This window comes from Rhodococcus ruitaii (assembly GCF_055230935.1).
Window position 1 is genome coordinate 42,587 of record NZ_JBUYWC010000001.1, and the last position, 19,382, is coordinate 61,968.

Here is a 19,382-nt window from a genome sequence, read left to right on the forward strand (position 1 = left end):
ATTTCCTGTCAGGGTGTGGGCTGTGTGAGGGTCAACAGGACCGGTTCGATCTTCGATGTCGCCAGGTCAGCGACGGTGACGTCGTCGAGCGTGGAGTAGAAGGCCTCCTGCGCGTCGCGCAGCGCCTTCCGGAGTGTGCAGCCGTGTCGGAGGGGGCACGGGTTGGCTCCCTCGCAGTCGACTACTTCCTCGTCTCCTTCGAGCTGTCGCGCCAGCCATCCGATGGTGGCAGTGCGGCCGAGCTCGGTGATGGCCAGACCACCGCCGCGTCCGCGACGGGTGGTGACGACGCCGAACTCGTTCAGTCGGGCGACCACTTTCGTCGTATGTGCATACGACAGGTGTAGTTGCTCGGCAACGAGTTTCGTTCTCGGCAGGCTGTCCGCAGGGGATGCGGCCAGGTGCATGACAACTCTCAGTCCGAGATCGGTGAACTGGGTGAGTTGCATGCCCTCACCGTAGTTAATTTGCATCGCGAATGACAATTTATTGTGACGTAGATCGCTGCACGAATCTTGTTGTCTCGCTTACTTCTCCCGTTGCAGGGACGAAAGTCCATTTCACACCACATCCTTAAGGGCTAGTCTCGATCTTGTGAAACCTCACGGCGAAGCACCTCGGGACCACAACAACGTGACTGTCGGTGTGGACGGCTCGCCCACGTCCGGTCGAGCCGTCCGCTGGGCTGCGGCCACCGCGGCGCAGCGCGGACTGCCTCTACATCTCATTCATGCGGTCGATTTCGCCACCACGGGCTGGGCGGCGACCCCCCTCGTCCAGACCTCCCAGATATTCGAGTGGGCGGAGGAGGATGCCCAGGCCGTCCTCGGCGACGCCAAGCGGATCGCCCGGGAGGCTGCTCCCGGTCTCGAAGTCACCGCGGCGGTGGCCCTCACCGGTACCGCCAAGTGGCTGGTTCGAGTGTCGCGGGAGACTCGGATGCTCGTACTCGGCCAATCCGGAAGCGGACGTCTCGGCGAGATGTTTCTCGGTTCGACCCCGGTCGCGGTGGTCGGTCATGCGGAGTGCCCCGTCGTCGTGGTGCGTGGCGAGGAACCGCCCGAGCCCGACCATCGTCCCGTCGTGGTCGGCGTCGACGGCAGCCTCTTGAGTGAGAACGCCCTCGCTGCAGCATTCGAGGAGGCATCGTTCCGCGACGTCGATCTGGTCGCAGTGCACATCTGGAGCGATATGAAGGTCGGGCGCCTCGAGGCGATGCCCCTCGAGTTCGAACCGCAAGCGCTCGAAGACGTCGAGCGTGTACTGCTCGGTGAGCGCCTGGCGGGCTACGGCGAGCGCTATCCCGACGTCACCGTCGTCCGCAAGGTCTACATCGACGGCCCCCGCACCCATCTGCAGGCATGGAGCGAAAACGCACAGCTCGTGGTGGTCGGTAGTCGAGGCCGGGGCGGATTCAAGGGGCTCGTCCTCGGTTCCACGAGCAACTCGCTCCTGCGTGAGGCGCAGTGCCCGGTCATGGTTGTCCGCCCGGACGAAACCTGACGGCGGTAGTGTGCGGGGCACGATCCCCAGGCGTGCGCCCGCACGCTGCAAAGTTGAGGTGTGCGCATGCGAATCGGAATGGGTTTGAACTACAGCGGCGGATTTGCCGATACCGTTGCCGAGGTCGCCGACCTCGAGCGTGCCGGTCTCGATATCGTCTTCGTCCCGGAAGCCTACTCGTTCGACGCAGTGAGCCAGATCGGTTATATCGCCGCCAAGACATCGCGGGTCGAACTCGCCTCGGGCATCTTCCAGCTCTACACCCGGACACCCACGCTGACCGCAATGACGGCGGCCGGCCTCGACTACGTGTCCGACGGACGCTTCGTCATGGGCATCGGAGCATCGGGTCCACAGGTCATCGAGGGCTTTCACGGCGTTCCCTACCATGCACCGCTCGGACGTACCCGCGAGATCATCGAGATCTGCCGCATGGTGTGGCGACGGGAGAAGGTCGACTACCAGGGTAAGTACTACCAGCTTCCGCTTCCCGAAGACAAGGGAACCGGACTCGGTAAGCCATTGAAGATCATCAATCATCCTCTACGCGAACGAATCCCGATTGTCATCGCCTCGATCGGTCCGAAGAACGTCGAGCTTACCGCAGAGATCGCCGAGGGATGGGAGCCCATCTTCTACTACCCGGAGAAGGTGGCCGATGTGTGGGGCGACGCGCTGGCCAAAGGTAAGGCCAAGCGCGACCCGTCCCTCGGCGAACTGCAGACCTACGTTCAGGTCGCTCTCGCGATAGGCGACGATGTCGACCACATGATCGACTGGGTTCGGCCGATGCTCGCGTTGTACATCGGCGGCATGGGAGCGAAGGGAAAGAACTTCTACAACGATCTCGCCGTCCGCTACGGTTTCGAGAAGGAAGCGGCACTCATTCAGGACCTCTACCTCGACGGCAAGAAGGACCAGGCGGCCGCGGCAGTGCCCGAGGACCTCGTGCGCGCCGTCTCGCTGATCGGCCCCGAAAGCTACGTGCGTGAGCGGGTCGCGGCATTCGAGGAATCGGGCGCTACCACACTGAACGTCACCCCACTGGCCGGCGATACCGCCGGCCGGGTTCGTCTGATCGAGCAGATGCGGAACATCTGCAGCTGACCCACTCGCCGGGTCGGCGTCACCATCACCGAGAAAGGTACTCAGACATGAGTGAACCCACACCGATCGTCGTTGCGGTCGACGGGTCCGATGCAGCGTCGACCGCAGTGGTCTGGGCGGCCCGTGCCGCAACTGCCAGATCAGTGCCGCTGCGTATCGTCACGGTCGTCCACGTTCCGGCGTTCTACTATTCGGAGCCCTACATCGCACAGAGTTTCCACGAAGAGATGCAGGCCACCGCCCGCGACCGGCTCGCGAACGCCGGAGTGCTCGCACGGAAGGTCATCGACGACAACAGCGGCTCGGTGCAGATCAGCACAGCGCAGATCGAGGGCAAGGTCGCGCCCGCGCTGGTCGAGCTGTCTGCGCATGCCGATCGGCTCGTCGTCGGTTCGCGTGGGCTCGGCGAGGTCAAGGGCCTCCTCGCGGGTTCGGTGTCGACATCCGTGGCCGCGCACTCCCTCGCTCCCGTAGTGATCGTGCGCGGTCGCACTCTCGACGGAGCGCCCCCGGCGGAAGGGCCCGTCGTGGTCGGCGTGGACGGGTCGCAATCATGCCGGGCAGCTGTCGAGGTCGCGTTCGAGGAAGCCGCCGCGCGGCGAGCGACCCTCATTGCGGTCAACGTGTGGAGTGATGTGAGTGTGCAGCCGTCGCTGGGCGCTGTCCCCGAGGATCCGCATTGGAGCCGCATCCAGACGGGCGAGGAGATCGTCCTCGCCGAACGACTGGCCGGGTATCAGGAACGGTTCCCCGACGTCGTGGTCGAGCGGGTGGTCGCGCGCGACCGTCCCGTGCGGGTGCTCAGTGAATACGCTGAGAGCGCACAGCTTCTCGTGGTGGGTTCGCGTGGTCGAGGAGGCTTCAAGGGTCTGCTGCTGGGGTCCACCAGCAATGCGCTGATCCAGACCGCCGACTGCCCGGTGCTGGTCGCGAGGTCCGAGGTGGAGGGCGAGTAGACGCTCGAAATGACGGTTGGTGTCCGGTATTTCCGTTCACCAACCGTCATATGCGGCACCTACCTGCCGTGGTGCAGGTCAGCCGAACTCGTCGACACCGTCTGTCCTGACGCGACGCCACATGTCCGCCGGGTGCACACCTTCACGGATCGCATTGTTCTCGATGAGGATGCCCAGCATTTCAGTGCAGGTGTAGGCGAGATCTTCGAGTGGAAGACCGCTGTAGCGGGCCGCCAGCCACCCGGACGTATTGCCGGCTTTCGCTGCCTGCGCCATGTCCAGAACGACCCGGAACAACTCGGCTTTCGACGACGCTTCGGGTTCGATAGCGGTGAGTTCTTGTGTCACCTTCGGGGGTCCCTTTCCTTCGCGGGCTGTCAGTAGCCGATGCGCATGATCACTTGCGGCGGCGTGTCCATGCCCAATCGTGCGCCGAGGCGTTCTGCGGAGTCTTCGATCCGGAGCGGATGGGTGAGAACCGACGCGGACAGACGCGCATCGACCGCCGCCAGCCACGCGCGTTCGGTAGCCATCCCGATCCGCACCAGATCGACCGGATCGGACGAGGCCGCGGTGAACAGCAGTACGGTTTCGCGGTCGATCGCGTCGGCCAGGGCCGAGGTGTCGGGTACATCGGTGGTGATCAGCGCCTTACCCGCGGCGCCGTGCTCGTCCAGCGTGGCATCCCAATCCTCGACGACCTCGGCGTTGCCTTCCGGCTGCCAATGCGACGTCCACGAGAACATCTCGCGCTGATAGTGGGGATTTCGACGCTTCGCTTCTGCCGAGTAGGTGAGCATATCGGCGAGAACCTGGGCTTCGTCGGAGGCCAGCAGCCGGATACCGACACCGGATACCTGGACACCTGCGGCGACGATGTCGCCGATGGTCTCGGCGGGCACGGGGATGTCTGAGAACGCGTCGCGGTGGCTCTTACGATGTGAGATCGCAGCGTAGAGACGCAGATCCGAACTGGTGGGGACAGACGGCTCGATCGTCTCGATGTGTGCCACGAGCGCCGGACGTTCGGGGCGGGGATACAGCTCGGTGTGGGTACGGCGACCGAGAACACGCATCGCGAGTTCGAGATGCGCCACTGCGGTACCGCACGAGATGATCCGGTCGGGGTGCAGGGGATCCGCGCCCGGTTCTGCGAAGTCGAGGCGTTCTTCGAGTTCCGCAGACGAACCGCAAAGCTTCAGGTTCCACGGTTGCGTGTCGTGGACCGAGGGTGCTTCGATGACGGCGCGCGCGATGATCTCGGTATCGCTGGACGTCCAGGTTTCGGAATCGACGGTCACCGCCACCCTCCTCGATCCGGTCGCCACCACCGGGCTCGGACACGTATCCCGGTGTAGTTCGAGCGTCGCTCACGGATGCGGGTGGGTGCACGTGGCGAAGGTCCCGAACTTGGCGTCGAATGGCCCTGGGGTGAGTCGGGTCCGGGGAGGCTGCGACGATGGCACCATTACCGGCAGAACGAAAGGTGCATCCGATGCCCCGCATATTTCTCGTCGACGACCACGAGATCGTGCGACGTGGACTGGTGGACCTGCTCAGCAGTGTTCCCGACTTCACGGTTGTGGGTGAGGCCGCGTCGGTGGGCGAGGCACTCGCCCGGGTCCCCGGAAGCGGCGCCGACGTGGCGGTGCTCGACGTCCGGCTTCCCGACGGCAACGGCGTCGAACTGTGCCGGGAATTGCGCGCCCGGATACCCGAACTACGTGCATTGATGCTCACGTCGTACGCCGACGACGAGGCATTGTTCGACGCGATCATGGCCGGAGCGTCGGGATTCGTCCTCAAGCAGATTCTCGGTACCGACCTCGTGTCGGCGGTGCGTACCGTGGGTGAGGGCGGCTCACTACTCGACAGTCGCGCGACTTCCGCGCTGATGAACCGGATTCGCGCGTCGCGAAACGCCGATCCGCTCGCCGAGCTGTCCGATCAGGAGAAAGCCGTCTTCGAGCTGATCGGCGAGGGAATGACCAACCGGGAGATCGCGGAGCGACTGTTCCTCGCGGAGAAGACGGTGAAGAACTACGTGTCGCGGCTGCTTGCGAAACTCGGGATGCAGCGGCGCACCCAGGCCGCGGTGCTGGCCACCGAACTGCGCAAAGGCAAGGAACAGGGCCAGTCCTGACGGGGCTCGGGTGGTACCTCTGGAGGGCGTCTCAGATCGGTACCTTCCACACCAAGCGGGTGCCGCTGTGATCGCCCTGGCCGACGATGCATGTCCCGCCGCACGCCTCGGCCCGGCGTTCGAGATTGATCAGACCGCTGCGGCGCGGCGCGTCAGGAAGCCCGGTGCCGTCGTCGACGATCTCTATGAGGAAGTGTTCGTTCGCTGTCACCGACACCGTGATGTTGTCGGATTGCGAGTGTCGCAGTGCATTGCTGAGCCCTTCACGTAGGACGGCCTCGGCATGAGGATGGATGCGGGTGGGAACCAATGTGTCGATCGGGCCGATGAACTGCACGTTGGGGGTGACCACCGAATGGATGCTGAGCTCACCGACGACGTCGAGGAGTCGCCGTCGGAGGCTGCTGCCTGCCGCGGCGCCCGTCGTGTGCAGATCGAAGATGGTCGTGCGGATTTCCCGCACAGTGCGGTCGAGTTGTTCGACGGCGTGGTGGATCACGTCGGTGACGCGTCCAGGTTCGACGTCCGGTATCAGGACGCTCTGCAAGCTCATGCCGGTCGCGAACAGACGCTGAATCACGTTGTCGTGCAAATCGCGGGCGATCCGATCACGGTCGGCGAGGACGTCGAGCAGCCGCTTCTTGCGTTGCTGCTCGGCAAACTCGAGGGCCACTGCCGCGAGATTCGCCATCGATTCCAGTCGTGCGACGTCTTCGTCGTCCCACGGATCGGACCGGGCATCCCTGGTCACGATCAGGACGCCGGTGATGGTGGACGTGGCCCACAACGGCAGCACGACGGCCTTGCCCGAATCGTGGTCGCCGGCGGACGGCAATCCCGCGAGGGTGTCGGTGAGGGTGGCGCGCCGGGTCTTGAGTGCGTCCATCACAGGAGAATCGGTGAGGTCGATGCGGACGCCGCGGGTGGGTGCGGCGGGTGAGGCTGCGCGCACGGTGCCGTGTGTACCCTCGACGAGGACGATGAACGCACCCGCCCCGTGCGCGAGGTCGAGGACCTGGCCGGTGAGCAGATCGAGTGTGTCGTCGACGGAACCACCGACGAGCAGGCGCGCATTGATGGCCGCCATCGCGGTGAGCCACCGCTCGCGGGTCAGTGCGCTCTCGAACAACCGGGCGTTGTCGATGGCGGTACCGGCGGACTTCGCGAGCACTTCGAGGATGACCGCGTCCTCCTCGGTGAACTCCGGCATGTCGAGCTTCTCGGTGAGATAGATGCTCCCGAAAACCTTGCCCCTCGCCATGATCGGAGTTCCCAGGAAACTCTTCATCGGCGGATGGTTCGGGGGGAATCCGATGGAGGCCGGATGCTGCGACAGGTCTGCCAGTCGCACCGGCCGCGGATCGTTGATCAGCAGCCCGAGAATGCCGCGACCCTCGGGCAGGTGCCCGAGCTTGCTGCGCTGTTCGGGGGTGATGCCGACGTAGACGAATTCGGACAGCCCGCCGTCGGGCGCCCGGACACCGAGCGCACCGTAGTGCGCGCCGAGTAGTGACGTCGCGCTCTGCACGATACGCTGGAGCATCGAGTCGAGTTCGAGTCCGGACCCGACGACCAGCACGGCTTCGAGAAGGCTGTGCAGCTTGGTCGGGTTGGTGTCGCCGTCCCCGATGCGTTCGCGGAGTTCCGACAGCAGGGTGTCGATCGCTGTCGTGATCGCGTCGTTCATGATGTGCCTTCCAGGAATGCCAGAACCGATGATGCCGTATCCTCGGACGGATCGAGGGTGGCGCGGCTCAGATCATGGCCTGCTCCTGTGACCTCCACCAGTGTAGTCGGAGCGGGAATCAGCGCGTGCGCACTACGGAGTTCGTCGGGCGAACCGAACGGGTCGCGGGTGCCGTGAGTGAACACGGTGGGGACGGTGATGTCGGAGAGGTGCTCGGTGCGGGGCTTCTCCGGTTTTCCCGGCGGGTGCAGCGGGTAGGACAAGAGCACCAGTGCGTCGGCGATCCTGGGTTGCTCTGCGACAAGCATGGATGTCTGTCTGCCTCCGTAGGAGATGCCGCCGAGCACGAGCGGACCGGCGGTCAGTTCCCGCAGGGTAGCAGCAGCGTCGGCCACCCCCGCGCGGTCCTGCTCGGCACGGGACGGCTGAGGTGGACCTTTGGGATTGCGACGTCTGTAGGGCAGATCGAAGCGCAGCGCCAGGAAGCCGTGTGCGGCGAAGCACGCGCACATCAGATGCAGGATCTTCGTGTCGCTGTTGCCGCCTGCTCCGTGGGTGAGCGCGACGCCGCCGCGAGGTTCCCCGTCGGGGATGTGCAGGTGGCCGTGCACGGCGTTGGTGTTCAGGAGTTCGACGCTCACCAGCACACCGTAACCGCACCAACTGTGCATTCCGGGCGAACGGAATTTATTCGGGTGTGATGCGGGGACGCAGGAGCGTTGTCCACAGGTGGCGCAGCATCGAGGTGAATACGAGCAGCCACACCGCTGCCGCGACCCAGAGTTCGACCGCACCGACTGCCCCGACGAGCGGCAGGTCGTCGGCACGGCCGAGGTAGATCCCCGCGACGGCATACATACCCAGGGGAAACACGATCGACCACAGCGACGAATCGTACGTCAGCGGCACTCGGTGGACACGGTGCCGCCACCATCCCGCCGCGATCAGAGGCGGGAACAACCAGGTTGCGAACGCCCAGATCACCACCGCGAGGCCGGCTATCAGACCTCTGGTGGCATCGACCATGGGCGCATCGGCCATCTCGACGATCTGCGCTCCGGCCACCACGGTGATCGAGCACGCTCCCATCGCCACCCAGTACGGAGCGGTCAAGTCGGTGGGCCGTAGCGGATACTGCAACATTCTCGCGGCAACGAAGATCCCGGCCGCGGCGTACAGGAACAGGCCCACACCCCAGGTGAACACCGCGACCGCGGCGAGCAACCGGTTCAGATCCTGGTACACGGGCTGCAGCGCAGCCGCAGCGATGGCGACGGATTCGCTGGCCACAACCCAGATGAACCAGGTGCCGTTGGCCTTGGCGAGGACGGGTCGCTTCGTGGTTCCGAGGACCGCGGTCCACGGGATCACATATCCGAGGATCAGCCAGGTCAGCGCAGCGACAACGAGCAGCACTGCCGCGGTGGAATGCCAGCCTTCCATCATCAGGCGCACACCGAGCACGTTGCTCCCGGCGATGAAGGTGAAGAATCCGAAGGCCCGCGACGAATCGGCCATGTCGGCCTTCAATTCGCGCCGGAACTTGATCAATCGCCAGGTCGAGAGCACGACCAGAACCGCGTACGACACTGCGGTGACGACCATCAGGATCACCGACACAACATGGAACCCCCGGAGATGAGTTCCGATCGAGATGATGCCACTCGACATGACGAGCGCGAAGTAGCCGGGTGCGAGCGTCCGGACCGCCGCGCTCGAGCGAGTCGAGAGATCCACGTCGGGACACACTACTTCAGCAGCCGCGACATCCTGCGATCGGCGAGGATCTTCCCACCGGTCTGGCAGGTGGGACAGTACTGAAAAGACCGTTCGGCATACGACACCTCACGGACGGTGTCGCCGCACACCGGGCACGGCAACCCTGCCCGGGCGTGCACACGCAGACCGGAGCGCTTCTCTCCTTTCAGCCGGGCGGCGTCCTGGCCCACCGACCGGCCGACGGCGTCGGTGAGGACCGAGCGCATCGCAGCGTAGAGCGTGGCGGTCTGGTCGGCGGTGAGACGCGAGGCGGTGGCGAACGGCGACAGCCGGGCGACATGCAGGATCTCGTCGGAGTAGGCGTTGCCGATTCCCGCCAGCGCCGACTGGTCGACGAGGAGGGTCTTCAGTCGCGCGGTACTTCCCGAGAGCAGCGTGCCGAACTCGTCGGCGGTCACGTCGAGAGCATCCGGTCCGAGTCGGGCTATGCCTCGAACGTGGGCGGGGTCGCGGACGACCCACACGGCGAGTCGTTTCTTGGTGCCGGCCTCGGTGAGATCGAACGCGGGGGTGGACGCGTCGGGGTGGAACAGATGAACGCGCAGTGCCAGTGGTCCCTTGCCGAGCTTCGGCGGTGTCCGGGACGGCTCGTCGAGCCACCGCATCCACCCGGCCCGCGACAGGTGAGTGATCATCGACAGATCGCCGCAGTCGACGACGAGGAACTTGCCGAGGCGGCGAGCACCGGTGATGTCGTGGCCCTGCAACGCGGTGATCGGCGGGTCTGCGGTCTGCAGCACGCTGAGCGCGGCGACATCGATGCGGCCCACCACCGAACCGACGGCGTGTTCACGCAGGAACACAGCGAGTGCTTCCACTTCGGGGAGCTCGGGCATCCTCCCAGGCTACGACCCGTGCGCGGATTCGGTAGCCCTGACGACCAGAAACGCGCACGGGCGGCGGGCCGCATAGACTGCTCGTCGTGACTGTCCCGACGCCTTACGAAGATCTGCTGCGCCTCGTCCTGGACACCGGGACCCCGAAATCCGACCGCACCGGCACCGGCACCCGCAGTGTGTTCGGGCATCAGATGCGCTTCGACCTCGCGCAGGGCTTCCCGCTGATCACGACGAAGAAGGTTCACCTCAAGTCGATCGTCTACGAGTTGCTGTGGTTCCTGCGCGGCGACTCGAACGTGCGGTGGCTGCAGGAGCGCGGCGTGACCATCTGGGACGAGTGGGCGTCCGACGAGGGTGAACTCGGGCCGATCTACGGCGTCCAGTGGCGTTCGTGGCCGACACCGGATGGACAGCACATCGATCAGATTGCCCGCGTGATCGACACGATCCGGAGCACCCCCGACTCACGGCGCATGATCGTCTCGGCGTGGAACGTCGCTGAACTCGACGAGATGGCGTTGATGCCGTGCCACGCGTTCTTCCAGTTCTACGTCGCCGACGGCAAGCTCAGCTGCCAGCTGTATCAGCGCAGCGCCGACATGTTCCTCGGCGTGCCGTTCAACATCGCCGGCTATGCGCTGCTCACCCACATGGTGGCGCAGCAGACCGGTCTCGAGCCCGGCGAGTTCATCTGGACGGGTGGAGACTGCCACATCTACGACAACCACGTCGAGCAGGTCACCGAGCAGCTCGGCCGGGAGCCGTACCCGTACCCGACGCTGAAGCTGGCGCGGCGCGATTCGATCTTCGACTACCGATTCGAGGACGTCGAGATCGTCGACTATCGGCACCACCCGGCGATCAAGGCCCCGGTGGCGGTGTGAGCGACCGCGTCACGCTGATCTGGGCGCAGGCCCGCGGCGGTGTGATCGGCCGCGACGGCGCGATCCCGTGGCACATCCCCGAAGACATGGCCTTCTTCAGGAAGGCGACGACGGGAAGGCCCGTCGTGATGGGCCGGCTCACGTGGGATTCGCTGCCGGAACGATTCCGGCCGTTGCCCGGTCGCCGCAATATCGTTGTCACCCGCGACCCCGAGTGGGCCGCCGACGGCGCCTTCACCGCGTCGAGTGTCGACGAGGCGCTGACGGCGGCCGGCGACGGCGAGATCGCGGTGATGGGCGGCGGTCAGATCTACGCGCTGGCAATGGACCGCGCGACACAGCTACTCGTCACCGAGGTGGACCTCGACGTCGACGGCGACGCCGTTGCCCCGGTAGTCGGACCGGAGTGGACCCCCGCGGAGACCGGCGAGTGGACGATCTCGACCTCCGGAACTCGATTCCGGTGGATCAGGTACATCCGAAGCTGAGTGCCCGGGTCTTCCGGTACGCCATACTGCGAACCATGGACAAGCTCTCGCTCACCGCGCTGGCCAGACAGCAACTGAAACTTGCCGCCACCTCGACCAGTGGACGCAGCTCGCACACCGTGTTCGGCGGACACGCCAAGAGCCTGCGGCAGACCGTTGTCGCATTGCAGGCCGGTCGAGAACTGCGTGAGCACGACAGCCCCGGGGAGGCAACCCTGCAGGTCCTGAGCGGTCAGCTGCAGCTGATCGCCGGGGAGAACTCGTGGAAGGGTTCGCCCGGGGATCTGCTGATCATCCCGGCAGAGCGGCACAGCGTCGAAGCGCTCGACGACGTCGCGTTCCTGCTCACGGTGTCCATGTGAGCATCCGCGTCAGGTGAGAGCAGGCGAGTAGCGTCGGTAGCCTTCCCACGCGCGCCGGCGTTCACTTCGAGGATCGTGTTCGACGTGTGTCGGCACGTCGAACACCATGGTCGCCCGGGTGGCCGCGTCGTAGCGGGGCCACGACGGCAGGGGCGCGCCGCCTTCCGCGAAGTGCAGCCACTGACGCTGCACCGATGCGGAGACCGTCCGCAGATCGCGACGTCCACCCGCCGAGGTCAACAGCCTGCCCACCCATTCGTCGGCTTGCCCGAACACGGCGAACAGTTCGACGGCGTGTGTGGCGTCGAAACCCGTCCACCGCAGCAACCGGGGCGCGAAATCGTAGCGGTAGGCAAAGGTCGGTGCGTGTCGTGCGTGTGCTTGCGCCAGTTGCACGGACGGATACCAGAAGGTGACGTCGCCGCCGAGATCGACCGCGGCACGTTCGGACGGATACCCCGGATAGGCGGAGGTGATGCGGTCGTGTGCGGCGGGGTCGGTACCGGCGAACATCCGCTCGATCCGCCGAGGATCGGTGGGGAGCGCATCGAGGAACCGGGGGAAGAGCGCACCTTCGCGGTCGTTCGTGCCGATGATCAGCGGGACGGGATGCGCAGCACCCGTTTCGTACGCCTCGAGCGGTGCCACCGGCAGGTACTCACCGTCGACGACCGGCCCGTGCGGGTGTAGGCCCGGTGTCGCACGCAGCACCGAAGCGCCGAGGCGTGAGCCGGCACGACCCAGTTCGGCCGGGGTCGCCTCCGACAGTGCTTTCGCTGCGGTGTCGGTGTCGGCGCCGAGCAGTTCGACGAAACGCCGGCCCCAGTCGCGGGTACGGTCGACGGTGTTCACCAGTCCCGGTGCGGGGCTCTGCGCGATCGCCTGCGCGAACAGTCCGCGCGCAGCGGGAGTGGCGAGGAGAGTGGTGATCGACGTGCCGCCGGCGGATTCACCGAAGATGGTGACGTTGTCGGGGTCTCCGCCGAACGCGGCGATGTTGCGCTGGACCCATTCGAGTGCGGCCACCTGGTCGCGGAGGCCGAGATTCGAATCGAAAGGCCGCGCGGCACTCGAGTACTCGGTGAAATCGAGATAGCCGAGCGCGCCGAGACGGTAGTTGAGCGAGACGTACACGATGCCGCCGCCACGCACGAGGGATTCTCCGCCGTACAGCGACAACGCACTGGTGCCCATGGTGAAGGCACCGCCGTGGAGGAACACCATCACCGGCCGGGGCGTGTGGACACGACCCGCCGGGGTGAGCACGTTGACCGTCAGGCAGTCTTCACTGGCGGCGACCCGGGCGCCGACGCCGGTCGCGAGGCCGCGCGGAGGCTGGCTTGCAGCGTTCCCGAAGCGCGTCGCGTCGAGGACCCCGGACCAGGGTTCGACGGGCTGCGGTGCCCGCAACCGAAGTGGGCCGACCGGCGGCGTGGCGTAGGGGACACCGCGCCAGGCGAGGAGGTCGCCGTTGCGGACTCCGCGGACGGTCCCGTCCGACGTGGTGACGAGTGTCTCGGACCGCATGCTCGGCACTGTAGGTGACCGTGACCGGCGGTCACAGCAGACGTGACCGTGACCGGCGGTCAGAGCAGACGTGACCGTGACCGGCGGTCAGAGCAGACGTGACCGTGACCGGCGGTCAGAGCACGGTGGGCATCGTGCCTACGATGTCCGGTAATAGCCGATTTTCCAGTGTCCGATACTGTCGCTTCCGGTGCAGGAGAGGAGGCGCTGGTGACCGGAACCCAAACCACACAGCCCGCGCAATCCACTGCAACGACGCCTCGTCCCGAGGCTGTCGACGTGGATGTGCTGGTTGAGGCGTCGGTCAAGGTGCTGCGCGCCTATGGACGGAACGCCACGGCCGAGCTTGCCTTGGCCAAATCGAAGGCGTCCGTGCAGCGGCGCACCGTCGTGGTCGTCGGTGAGGTGCAGCGCGGTAAGAGCGCGTTGGTCAACGCCCTCGTCGGGGAGCTCGATGCGTCGCCGTCCGCCGTCGAGACCACCACGTCCGCAGCGGTGCGGTTCGTGCCACCCGACGATCGGCGCCCACCGGGATCCGCCGAACTGCTGTACGCCGACCGGAGCGTGCCGATTCCCCGCGCGGAGGTCCCGGACTGGATCACCAGCACCGGGGCACGCGTGTCCGACCCCACGATCGAGGATCTGCCGACCGGTGTGGTCGTCGCGACCGCACAGCCCGTCCTGGGAGGAGCCGTCGTCGTGGACACCCCTGGCTCCGGCGGGCTCGTCGCCTCCCACACGGCGCTCGCGACACAGTCGGCTCGCCAGGCCTCGGTATTGGTGATGGTGTGCGATGCCTCCACGCCACTGACCGAACCCGAGATGAACTTCCTGCGCGATGCGTCCGCGTCTGTCGAATCGGTGGTCGTGGCGGTCACCAAGACCGACAAGAATCTGCGCCGTTGGCGCCCCATCGTCGGCGAGAATCGCGCGTTGATCGAACGCCACCTGCAGCGGCAGATACCGGTGCTGGGTGTCTCGAGCCTGCGTGCCGCACTCACTACGGGGATGCCACCCGGTCCGGCACGGGATCGAGCCGAACGGGCGTCGGGCATCGTCGAACTGCGTGCGCAGATCGATGCCCTGCTCGACGCGAGGGCAGAACTACCCCAGGCCGACGCGCTGCGCACCCTGCTCGAGGGGCTTCGCCGCATCGAAGAACGGGTGGCTTCGGATATCGCCGTCATCGAAGACAGTGCCACCGCAACCGCTGATCTCACCGCTGAGCGCGACCGCCTGCAGGACCTGAAGAATCGGTCGCAGCAGTGGGAACAGTACCTCGCCCGGGATCTGACGCTGGCCCGCCAAGCTGCACTCGCACATCTCGACGAGGAACTCGATCGGATCAAGCAGCAGTGGACGACCCGGGTCAACAAATCGTCACTCGATGTGATGCGGCGCAGTGCCCAGAGCTTCACCGCCGATATGCAGACCGATCTGCTCGCGGCGATGGAATCGGCCGCGCAGCTGTTCCTCGAACGACTCGAAGCGATCGTCGCGGAACTGTTCGGCCCGAACTCGCCGCAGTGGTCGGAGATCCGCGAACTGGTGTGGGCCGCGATGCAGACCGGCACCATCAGTGCGGGTGAGGTCGGCTCGAAGCGGCAGGGCCTGCTCGACCCGAGCGTGCTGACGATGGGCATGATCGGCACGTCGATGCTCGGCGCGGTCATCGGTGTGGGTGCCGTGGCCGGGGTGGTGTGGGTGGCCGTCAATCTCGGGTACAAAGCGATGCGCACGGGAAAGACCAACCTGCTCAATTGGTTGCGTGAGACCCTGGCTGCGACCCGTACAGGTACCTCGCGCATGCTCGAATCCGCGTTGTCGGTGGGACGGCCGGAGATCGTACTGCGTCACCGAGACGACCTGAAGAGCCGGATCGAGGATCTGCAGGGCCAGTTGAAGGAGGCGCAGGAAGCGGCCCGGCTCGACGCTGCGACACGCGAGAAGACCCTCGAGCGGTTGACGAAGAACCGGAAGATCGTGCAGAACCGGATCGACGCGATCGAGAAGTTGCTGGCAGGTCCCCGGAACTCGACACCCCAGAGTCCGACACCACAGAGTCCGACACCCCAGAGTCCGACACCCCAGAGTCCGACACCACAGAGTTCAGGGGCACAGAGTTGATGCATCAGGGTGCGAGCCCCCAGCGGAGCAACGACCCGGTGCATGCCCGGATCGAGTCGGCACTGCATTCCCTCGCGAATCTGGGCGGCGACCTTCCATCGCACGCCTCGCGGATCGGGGCGACCCTGTTCTCGCCGCCGCGCATCGTCGTCGTCGGTCGGCTCAAGGCCGGTAAGTCGACATTGGTCAACGCCCTGATCGGGGCGCCGTTGGCGGAGACCGCGGCGCTCGAGGCGACCAACGTCGTCACCGTCTACAGCAACGGTGCGCCGTCGAGAGCCGAAGTGGTCAGGCTCGACGGCAGTGTCGTCCCGCAGCCCTTGAGTTTCGGGGGGACGGTCGCGCCGGCGTTTCCTCCCACCGAAATCGCTTATGTGCAGCGGTTTCTCCCGTCCCAGTCGTTGTCGGACATCACCCTCATCGACACCCCGGGCCTCGCGACGCTGACTGTCGACAACGCCGCCACGACACGGCGCGCACTGATCGACGGCTACGAGCAGACGCGCACCGCGTCGGTGGATGCAGACGCGGCGATCTTCCTGTTCGATTCCGCACCTCGCGCCGACGAGGTCGATTTTCTGCATCAGCTCGGCTTCACGCCGCTGACAACGCTCGGGGTGCTGTCGCGTGCCGACGGATTCGGTGAGGGCGCGTTGGGCCGTCGTGACCCGCTCGCACACGCCGCCGAGCATGCCGCTGTGCTGGCCGATCAGCTACCCGGACTCGTGGGCTCGGTGATTCCCGTCGCGGGTCTGCTCGCAGAGACCAGCCACACGGGCCGGCTCACCGAGACCGATGCGCGGGCGTTGCGTTCGCTGGCGGGCCCGCCCGGTGGGGAATTGTTCGACATCATCGACGTCGGCGACCCCATGCCGGTGGATCCACAGACCGTCGAGCGACTGCTCGACCTCGTCGGTGAGTACGGACTCGTGCACGGACGTCAGGTGGCCACGGGCGGCGCGCATGCATTGGGGTCCTGGTTGACCGAGCGATCCGGTATCGGTCGTCTCCGCGAGGTGCTGCACACGTCGCTGCGTGAATACGCGGTCCTGCAACGCGCCGGTCGGATTCTGCAGGAGATCGACTCGCTCGCCTACAGTCATCCCGCCCGTGACCACATCAGATCGATCGCGTACGGGCTCGAGAACGATCCGGCTCTGACCCCGGTTCTGTTGCTGCGGGCACTGCGGGCCCTGCTGCGGGCAGATCCGTCTGCGCCGCTGGTCGCGGAGTTGGCCGACCTACTGCGTGGTCGGACGTTTGCCGAGCGGCTGCGTCTGCCCGCGTCGGCGCCCCCCGGCGCGATCCGTGATGCAGCGGCACAGCGGCTCGCTGCGGTCCAGCAGCGAACATTGACAGCGTCCACGGCGGCCGAGGATGCGGCCCTGACGGTGCTCACCCGGGCCTACACCACCATCTGGCGGTCCCATGGTTGATTTCGGAACCGTAGGTTGATTTCAGAACCGTATAGGGCATGATGTCGGACGAAATGGTGTGCTCGCAGAGGGGGGTTCGTTGTCCGGCTGGATGCTGTCGATCGATTTCGGCGCTTCGAATACCGTTGCTGCGCATACTAACCCGGTGCGCGGGACGGTCGAATCGCTAGTCGTCGACGATGCGGTCCGACCCATCGAGGTCGTGTACGAGCGGACGCTGGCCCGCCATCGCGGGCAACGTCCGAAGACCGTGGTCCTCACCCATCCGGACTCCTGGTCGGAACAGCAGGTCCGGACGCTCGTCGACGCTGGGGCGCGGGCCGGTATCGAAGCGCGCACGATCATGTCGGTCTCCGAGGCGCGGGCTACCGTCGAATACTGCGCCCAGGGGCGGACGCTACGGCGCGGGGCGGTCTTCGCCGTCTGCGATTTCGGTGGCACCTCACTCGACACGGCCGTCGCCGTCGTGACGCAGACCGGTGGATTCGAGGTGGTCGCGGCCCGCGGCGACGACACTCTCGGCGGGCGCACCCTCGACGCTGCCGTGCGCAAGTGGGCAGAAGCGGCCTTCGCCGCGCGTGAGCGAGGCTTCGCCGAGCAACTGCGGCAGGCGCCACTACAGGTGCATCGCGAGTTCGACGAGCAGGCACGGCGTGCGAAGGAAGTGTTGACGTACGAGCACGCGGCCACGATCGTCGTGACTCTCGAAGGTCGCGAGCACACCGTGGCCCTGACCCGCGAAGAGTTCGACGCGGTGATCACACCGCACACCGACCGCGTGGTCGAGACGATGTGGCGGACGTTGATCGACGCCGGGTTCGGGGTGGGGGATCTCGACGCCCTCTGTGCGACCGGCGGGTCGGCGCGGATCCCTCTGCTGCGCAACCGGCTGGCGCACCTCGGCCCCCTCCTGACACCGAGCGACCCGTCGGTGGTGGCAGAGGGCGCGCTGATCATGGCAGAGAACAGCCGGCGGACTCTTCGTGCTCGCGCGATCGGCTGGATCCGACCCGTGGGGATGGTGGTGGCGGGTGCATTGATCGTGGCCGGTGTTGCTGTTGCCGCGGTGCGCGGGGTCCCCGAGGATTCCTCTGCTCACGGGAGCGGAGCAGCTCCCACAGAATCGACGGTCGACGGCAAGAGCTGGTCGTAGTCCTCGGGTTCTCGAATCTTCGTCGGCCGGGAACATTTGCTGTGGCCGCGGCATCTCATTGGTGTAAGCACGGTGAGCAGCGAGAATCGAGGACATGATGGCGGAGAATCCTTACGGTGTCGGACCGGGATCCAACTCGGGGCAGGACCCGATCCCGAACCCGGCACTCGGCGAGGGTGCAGTCGACCGTGACGGCGACGGAGTTGCCGACACCCTGTACGTCGACCTCGACGGCGACGGCCGCATCGATGGCGCACTGTTCGATCACGACGGGGACGGTGTGATCGACGAAGGCAATTTCGACATGGATGGCGACGGTATCGTCGACACGGTGATGATCGACGTCGATGGCGATGGTGTGGCCGACGTGATGGGCGTCGACTACGACCAGGACGGCTACGCCGACGAGGTCTACACACTCGAACCCGACACCGGATCGGCAGGGTCCACCGACTCGACCGACCTGATGTGACCGGCTCCGGGAAGGTGGCGCGATGAACGATTCGGACGTCTCCCTGTGGGAGGCCTTGGGGTTGTCGCCCGACAGTGGCCTCGAACCTGTACCCGACGACCTGTGGACGGCTGCCGTGGGCGCCGCCGTGGACCCTGGCGCGGAGATGGTCGCCTCCGAACTCGTGCCCGACGAGGCGCCGGCACCGGACGACGGCGACGACATCATGACGGACGAGGGAGACCTCGTCCTCGGCGACACCGATTCCGGGCAGGAAGACGATACCCCCGACATGTACACCGATCTGGGCACCGACCTGGACGATCCGGTCTCCGGTGGACTGGACGGCTTCGACCAGGGATGGTGATGCTCGACTGGTCGAGGGCGGTAATCTACCGCCACGACATTGGGGGTGTGAATGAACGACGACGAGCTGATCGAGCGCTGCCGCGCCGGCGACACCGCGGCCTTCGGTGAGCTGGCGGGTGCCTACCGTACCCGGACGTGGGCGGTGTGCCTCCAGATCACCGGGAATCGGCACGATGCCGAGGACGCGCTGCAGGATGCCTTGACCGCGGCGTGGCAGAATCTGGACAAGTTCCGGGGCACCGCCAAGTTCAGCACGTGGCTGCACCGCATCGCGGCGAACGCCGCTTTGGCGACCGTGCGGCGTCGCCGCGAAGTCATGGTCGACGAGATCGATCTCGGCGCGAGTTCGGAGTCCTCGGTAGCCGACCGCGTCGTCGACGTCGACGCGGTACGGCGCGCGCTCGCGGATCTGCCCGACGAGTACCGAACGGCGGTCGTCCTCCGTGAGTACGCGCAGCTCAGCTATGCCGAGATCGCCGAGCACCAGGGAATTCCGCTGCAGACCGTCAAGAGTCGGATCAATCGTGCGCGCACACGTCTGGTGGAGGCCCTTACTCCGGTGGTATGACCG

At 66.1% G+C, this 19,382-nt stretch carries 21 protein-coding genes; 13 read left to right on the forward strand and 8 right to left on the reverse strand.

Going from position 1 to position 19,382, the window contains the following annotated elements; all coding sequences use genetic code 11:
- Positions 1–8: 8 nt before the first annotated feature.
- On the reverse strand, positions 9–449 hold the full coding sequence (locus ACZI8W_RS00215; protein ID WP_463366464.1) for an RrF2 family transcriptional regulator: 441 nt from the start codon (positions 447–449) through the stop codon (positions 9–11).
- Positions 450–594: 145 nt separating this feature from the next.
- On the opposite strand from ACZI8W_RS00215, the gene ACZI8W_RS00220 reads away from it, so the two are divergent.
- The 3 genes from ACZI8W_RS00220 to ACZI8W_RS00230 all read left to right on the forward strand — a co-directional run bounded on the left by ACZI8W_RS00220 (position 595) and on the right by ACZI8W_RS00230 (position 3,566).
- Positions 595–1,503, forward strand: a complete 909-nt coding sequence (locus ACZI8W_RS00220) for a universal stress protein (RefSeq protein WP_463366465.1) — start codon at positions 595–597, stop codon at positions 1,501–1,503.
- A 66-nt stretch (positions 1,504–1,569) separates the two neighbouring features.
- Positions 1,570–2,610: an LLM class F420-dependent oxidoreductase gene (locus ACZI8W_RS00225; RefSeq protein WP_463366466.1), complete on the forward strand. Its 1,041-nt coding sequence runs from the start codon at positions 1,570–1,572 to the stop codon at positions 2,608–2,610.
- Between the two features lie 47 nt (positions 2,611–2,657).
- A complete protein-coding gene (locus ACZI8W_RS00230) occupies positions 2,658–3,566 on the forward strand; it encodes a universal stress protein (RefSeq protein WP_463366467.1) in 909 nt (302 codons plus the stop codon).
- A 78-nt stretch (positions 3,567–3,644) separates the two neighbouring features.
- Here ACZI8W_RS00230 and ACZI8W_RS00235 read toward each other — a convergent pair whose 3' ends face one another.
- Together ACZI8W_RS00235 and ACZI8W_RS00240 are read right to left on the reverse strand one after the other, a co-directional pair.
- Positions 3,645–3,914 carry a hypothetical protein gene (locus tag ACZI8W_RS00235; protein WP_463366468.1) on the reverse strand — a complete coding sequence of 90 codons (270 nt, stop codon included), beginning with the start codon at positions 3,912–3,914 and terminating at the stop codon, positions 3,645–3,647.
- Between the two features lie 29 nt (positions 3,915–3,943).
- On the reverse strand, positions 3,944–4,867 hold the full coding sequence (locus ACZI8W_RS00240; protein ID WP_463366469.1) for a nitroreductase family protein: 924 nt from the start codon (positions 4,865–4,867) through the stop codon (positions 3,944–3,946).
- A 194-nt stretch (positions 4,868–5,061) separates the two neighbouring features.
- Here ACZI8W_RS00240 and ACZI8W_RS00245 point away from each other — a divergent pair, with 194 nt between their 5' ends.
- Positions 5,062–5,709: a response regulator transcription factor gene (locus ACZI8W_RS00245; protein ID WP_463366470.1), complete on the forward strand. Its 648-nt coding sequence runs from the start codon at positions 5,062–5,064 to the stop codon at positions 5,707–5,709.
- A 31-nt stretch (positions 5,710–5,740) separates the two neighbouring features.
- On the opposite strand, the gene ACZI8W_RS00250 is transcribed toward ACZI8W_RS00245, so the two are convergent.
- Genes ACZI8W_RS00250 through ACZI8W_RS00265 form a run of 4 tightly spaced genes read right to left on the reverse strand, consistent with a single transcriptional unit; the run spans position 5,741 to position 10,011 of the window.
- Entirely contained in the window at positions 5,741–7,396 is a 1,656-nt protein-coding gene (locus tag ACZI8W_RS00250; protein ID WP_463366471.1) for a sensor histidine kinase, read from the reverse strand.
- On the reverse strand, positions 7,393–8,067 hold the full coding sequence (locus ACZI8W_RS00255; protein WP_463366472.1) for an alpha/beta hydrolase family protein: 675 nt from the start codon (positions 8,065–8,067) through the stop codon (positions 7,393–7,395). The genes ACZI8W_RS00250 and ACZI8W_RS00255 overlap by 4 nt, the downstream gene beginning before the upstream one ends.
- Before the next feature lie 16 nt (positions 8,068–8,083).
- Positions 8,084–9,133 (reverse strand): tellurite resistance/C4-dicarboxylate transporter family protein, encoded by a 1,050-nt coding sequence (locus ACZI8W_RS00260; protein ID WP_463366473.1) that lies wholly within the window; start codon positions 9,131–9,133, stop codon positions 8,084–8,086.
- Positions 9,134–9,144: 11 nt separating this feature from the next.
- Positions 9,145–10,011: an Fpg/Nei family DNA glycosylase gene (locus tag ACZI8W_RS00265; RefSeq protein ID WP_463366474.1), complete on the reverse strand. Its 867-nt coding sequence runs from the start codon at positions 10,009–10,011 to the stop codon at positions 9,145–9,147.
- 86 nt (positions 10,012–10,097) lie between these two features.
- On the opposite strand from ACZI8W_RS00265, the gene ACZI8W_RS00270 reads away from it, so the two are divergent.
- From ACZI8W_RS00270 to ACZI8W_RS00280, 3 genes are read left to right on the forward strand one after another with little or no spacing between them, the layout of a single operon-like run.
- Complete coding sequence (locus ACZI8W_RS00270) at positions 10,098–10,898, forward strand: thymidylate synthase (RefSeq protein WP_463366475.1); 801 nt, start codon at positions 10,098–10,100, stop codon at positions 10,896–10,898.
- Positions 10,895–11,386, forward strand: coding sequence for a dihydrofolate reductase (locus tag ACZI8W_RS00275; RefSeq protein WP_463366476.1), 492 nt, complete (start codon positions 10,895–10,897; stop codon positions 11,384–11,386). Before ACZI8W_RS00270 ends, ACZI8W_RS00275 begins: the two co-directional genes overlap by 4 nt.
- Positions 11,387–11,421: 35 nt before the next feature.
- Complete coding sequence (locus ACZI8W_RS00280; protein ID WP_463366477.1) at positions 11,422–11,748, forward strand: cupin domain-containing protein; 327 nt, start codon at positions 11,422–11,424, stop codon at positions 11,746–11,748.
- Between the two features lie 9 nt (positions 11,749–11,757).
- Here the strand turns inward: ACZI8W_RS00280 and ACZI8W_RS00285 are convergent, their stop codons facing one another.
- A complete protein-coding gene (locus tag ACZI8W_RS00285) occupies positions 11,758–13,275 on the reverse strand; it encodes a carboxylesterase/lipase family protein (RefSeq protein ID WP_463366478.1) in 1,518 nt (505 codons plus the stop codon).
- Positions 13,276–13,485: 210 nt separating this feature from the next.
- Between ACZI8W_RS00285 and ACZI8W_RS00290 the strand changes: the two genes are divergently transcribed.
- The 6 genes from ACZI8W_RS00290 to ACZI8W_RS00315 all read left to right on the forward strand — a co-directional run bounded on the left by ACZI8W_RS00290 (position 13,486) and on the right by ACZI8W_RS00315 (position 19,379).
- On the forward strand, positions 13,486–15,402 hold the full coding sequence (locus ACZI8W_RS00290; protein WP_463366479.1) for a dynamin family protein: 1,917 nt from the start codon (positions 13,486–13,488) through the stop codon (positions 15,400–15,402).
- A complete protein-coding gene (locus ACZI8W_RS00295; RefSeq protein ID WP_463366480.1) occupies positions 15,402–16,838 on the forward strand; it encodes a GTPase in 1,437 nt (478 codons plus the stop codon). The genes ACZI8W_RS00290 and ACZI8W_RS00295 overlap by 1 nt, the downstream gene beginning before the upstream one ends.
- A gap of 58 nt (positions 16,839–16,896) precedes the next feature.
- Complete coding sequence (locus ACZI8W_RS00300) at positions 16,897–17,991, forward strand: Hsp70 family protein (protein WP_463366481.1); 1,095 nt, start codon at positions 16,897–16,899, stop codon at positions 17,989–17,991.
- Between the two features lie 97 nt (positions 17,992–18,088).
- Positions 18,089–18,463, forward strand: coding sequence for a hypothetical protein (locus ACZI8W_RS00305; protein ID WP_463366482.1), 375 nt, complete (start codon positions 18,089–18,091; stop codon positions 18,461–18,463).
- A gap of 22 nt (positions 18,464–18,485) precedes the next feature.
- Complete coding sequence (locus ACZI8W_RS00310; protein WP_463366483.1) at positions 18,486–18,809, forward strand: hypothetical protein; 324 nt, start codon at positions 18,486–18,488, stop codon at positions 18,807–18,809.
- A gap of 51 nt (positions 18,810–18,860) precedes the next feature.
- Positions 18,861–19,379 (forward strand): RNA polymerase sigma factor, encoded by a 519-nt coding sequence (locus ACZI8W_RS00315; RefSeq protein ID WP_463366484.1) that lies wholly within the window; start codon positions 18,861–18,863, stop codon positions 19,377–19,379.
- The last annotated feature ends 3 nt before the right edge of the window (positions 19,380–19,382 follow it).